This window comes from Xanthomonas sp. D-36-1 (genome assembly GCF_017746155.1).
GTDB lineage: Bacteria > Pseudomonadota > Gammaproteobacteria > Xanthomonadales > Xanthomonadaceae > Xanthomonas > Xanthomonas cissicola.
Genome location: NZ_JAGHWR010000140.1, coordinates 1 through 3,820 on the forward strand (window position 1 = coordinate 1; position 3,820 = coordinate 3,820).

Here is a 3,820-nt window from a genome sequence, read left to right on the forward strand (position 1 = left end):
TCGCGCCGGGTCTGCTTACGCTTGCCCAAGCCCTCAGCGTCACCGAACGTCAGCTGCATGGATGAATCCTCTACATAAGGCGATAGTGTCGCGCATCTGCGGTGAGTTGATCAGACCTTCCTTAGTTCCAGCAGGCCATATAGATCCATTGCATTGAACGGATTGGATCCAACATATCCATAGGTTGCCAAGCCCGCAGGTAGTCCCAGGGGATCGCTCTGCCCATATCGACCAATAGCAGCATCGTAATCCCGGAAGTAGTTCTGGTTGAACCCGCTCGCCGCATCAAAGCGCTGCCCTGGAAAGCGCATGTCGAACACCATCGCGGTGCCATCCCCATCCGGATCCTGGTTGGGCGCGGTGTTGCCGAATGCTTCGCCTTTCAGGCTCCAGTTCCACACGGCAACGTCACGGGTGGCATCGACGACGACGCGCGGGCTGCCGAGGTGGTCGGGTTCGATGTAATGCAGTTGAGCACCGTTGGCCAGCAGGCCCACCGGCAAATCGTCCAGCCAGATCGCTTGTTGCTTGGGTGCACCGTTGGTGTCGTAGTCACCGAGCCAGTGGCCGGCCTCATCGTAGAGGGTGTAAGTATTGTTGGTGCCCAGGTAACGGCGTACCTGTTCCCCGCGACCGTTGTAGCGGTAGTTCATGACAGCAACACCTGCCCGCTTGACCAAAGTCATACGGCCCGTGGTGTCGTATAGGTACTCACGTGCCTTGCCGCCGATGGTGAGGGTGTTACCCAACTTGTCGTAGGTGCGTGCCACGCCTGCGACTGCGCTTAGGCGGTGGTTGGTCGTCGGATAGGTGTAGGCCTGGGTGGCGCCACCGACCTTGGCACTCAGGCGATTGCCAGTGGCATCGTAGCTGTAGCCGTCAATCACGGTATTGGCGGTTCCGTCTTTCAGCGCTGTGAGCCGACCGAGGGCGTCGTAATCCAGTCGTAGCTCTGGTGTCGGATTGCCAGCCGGGGTCAGAGCGGTGAGGTCGCCAACGGCATCGAAGCCGAAACCGATTTCCAAGCCACCCGCGCGGGTGTCTTGGATGACGCGCGGGCGGTAGTCAAGATCGTACATACGCGCCAGTTTGCGGCCGTTGCCGTAGGTCCAGCCGGCGGAAGGACCGAACGGATAGTAGGTCGCTCCGCTCAGCAGACGTTGGCGGCTGCCGCCTTGTGCGGTCATCCCAACCTCGGTCGTCTGGCCTTGCGCGTTGCGGACATAATCGACCGTAGTGCCGTCTGGGTAGACCATCGACCGCAGGCGGCCGCCGGGTGTGTAGTCGTAGCGCAGCACCAGCACCTTGCCGTTGACCGTCTGCACCTTGCGCACCACCTCACCGAAGCGGTTGTAGCAGTATTGGGTGGTGCCGCTGCCATCCTGGAGCTTAGCCAGGCGCCCGACGGTGAACGTCTCACCGCTGGCGCACACGCTTTGCGTGACGTCATAGGTATAGCTGACATTGAAGGCGGCGGTTGGGTAACTGATGCTCAAGACGCGGTTGAGCGCATCGTAGGCGTAGCTGGAGGTGACGCCGCGCGCATCGGTCTGCGTGGCGCGGTTGCCGGCGCTGTCGTAGGTGTAGCTGGTGACGCCGGTATCCGGGCTGGTCAGTTTTAGAAGGTCGCCGAGCCCGTTGTACGTGTAGCGCGTGTCCAAACGTTTGGGGTCCTTGACCTGCAACGGACGATCCTGCGTGTCGTAACCCACGTTGGTTTCGGCCTTGATGCCATCGACATCCTGCAAGGTGCGCACAAGCCGACCGAGCGGATCGTGCTCTTGCAGGGTGCCACGGCCAAATGCGTCGGTGATCAAGCGCAGGTTGCCGTTTGCATCGTAGGCGTAGTCGGTAGGGTTTGCAGCCGCGTCCGCCTGCGTTTCCAGTTGGCCCAATTGATTATAAATACGGCTCAAACTGCGCTTGAGCGCGCCTTGAGCATCTTTGGTCTGCTCCTCCAGACGATTGCCAGCCTTATCGAGCACGTAATGGAGGGTATTGCCCAGCGTATCGGTGACATCGGTGAGTCGTTGGGCCTGGTCGTAGACAAAAGTGGCGTAGGTGCCGTCGGGCTGGGTGATGCGCTTGACCAAGCCGGTGGGCCAATACTCGAACGTGGTGACGCGATTCTGCGCGGACGTAGCGCCATGCACTGTGGTCGATACCAACCAACCACGCGGATGGTAGCTGTAATCGGTTAGCACCCCGTTTTCGTCAACGGCAGAAAGAACACGACCTGCTGCGTCATAGCTCAGATTCTCGCGGATCTGGCCACGGGCATTGATGGTCTGCTTGAGGTCACCCTTGCGGTACAGGCACGCTCCGGTGCCGGTCTCGCATCCGGCAGCATCGATGGGGTAATAGTTATAGGTCGTACGGTCGTCGATATCCGTGCGCGGGCCATCGATGGACTTCAAATAGCCCAGGACCGGGCAGGTGCTACCTACTGCGGCGACATCGGATGCCTCGCAGTAGCTGTAAGCCACGTCACGCCTCTCGCTGGACGTTGCGCCAATCGTCGACACTTGAATGGGCTGAAGCCGATCGTTGCGGGTGTAGGAAATAGTGCGTCCAGTGCTTTGGATTAAAAGCATCCGGTTGGAGCCGGCGGTCGCCCGGGTCGTGGTCGTACGTTCTTGCGGAAGTCCAAACGCTTCCTGGACGGTGTGGACATTGATATCTACGCCATTCTCGGTCAGCTCCGAATAGCTATGCTTGGTCTGCACCCCAAGCTTGTCAGTCATAGCGCTGAGCCTCCTGCGATAGTCGGCTGCCTGATCATAGTAGGCGTAGCTCATCGTGCCGTCGCTTCTTGCCACGGATGCGACCTTCGGAGATTCGCCGCCCGCGGTGGTCATCGTGTAATCAACCGTGTTGCCCAGGGCATCGGTGACCGCGGTGCCGGTGGACGAATACGCGAGCGTGACACCATCGACGCCGCCGGCGTGCTGGCTGGAGATTGCGCGGCCAGCATCGTCATAAGCGAAGGTACTGAAGCGCCGGCCGTCTTCCGTGGTGACGCCGGTCAGGTGCCGGGGAAAGCGCGTGTCCTCGTAGTGATAGGTCCGGCCCTTACCATCCGCATAGGTAACGGTAACCAAGCGACGTTGATCGTAGCCGTAGCTGGCGAGCCGTACGCCAGCGGAGATGACACCAGTGATCAGCGCGTCGTCGCTGTCGTCGGCGTACACGAGTCCGATAGATCGGCCCTGCAGCGAGGCGATACTCTGCAGCCGTCCACGTGCGTTGTAGGCATACATCAGCCCGCTGCCGTCCTCCGCTAAGCGCGAGATCAGCTTGCCCTGGGCGTCGAAGGTGTAGATCGCGTCCTGGCGATACAGTACCCATTGATCGCCATGGGCGGCGATACGCTCGCCGGAGGCATTGGCCGCGCGATAGTCCGAGCCCACTTTGCGGAACGGCACGGCGTAACCGCTGCCCTCTACCAGGCCCAGCGCGTCACCCTGGACCGCCAAACGCAGGCTGTGCGAGAAGGTCCAGCCTGGCCCGAACCCTCCAGTGTTCAGTGCAATGCCCGAATGGTAGTAACGCGTCAGGGCAAGCCAACCTAGGGAAGGTCTGATCAACTCACCGCAGATGCGCGACACTATCGCCTTATGTAGAGGATTCATCCATGCAGCTGACGTTCGGTGACGCTGAGGGCTTGGGCAAGCGTAAGCAGACCCGGCGCGAGATCTTTCTTGCCGAGATGGAGCAGGTTGTTCCGTGGCAGCAACTGCTTGCCCTGATCGCGCCGCACTATCCAGTGTCGGGGCGGCCAGGTCGGCAGCCGTACGCACTGGCGACGATGTTGCGGATT

1 protein-coding gene and 1 pseudogene are annotated in these 3,820 nt (G+C 60.7%); one reads left to right on the top strand and one right to left on the bottom strand.

Going from position 1 to position 3,820, the window contains the following annotated elements; genetic code table 11:
- Positions 1–110 precede the first annotated feature (110 nt).
- On the bottom strand, positions 111–3,632 hold the full coding sequence (locus J7367_RS22055) for an RHS repeat-associated core domain-containing protein (protein ID WP_244672370.1): 3,522 nt from the start codon (positions 3,630–3,632) through the stop codon (positions 111–113).
- A gap of 2 nt (positions 3,633–3,634) precedes the next feature.
- Between J7367_RS22055 and J7367_RS22060 the strand changes: the two are divergent.
- Positions 3,635–3,820: pseudogene (locus tag J7367_RS22060) on the top strand (IS5/IS1182 family transposase); the annotation flags it as partial.

Excerpts from the sequence above, each read along its gene's own strand:
- J7367_RS22055 (WP_244672370.1), bottom strand. The coding sequence starts at position 3,632 with ATGAATCCTCTACATAAGGCGATAGTGTCGCGCATCTGCGGTGAGTTG.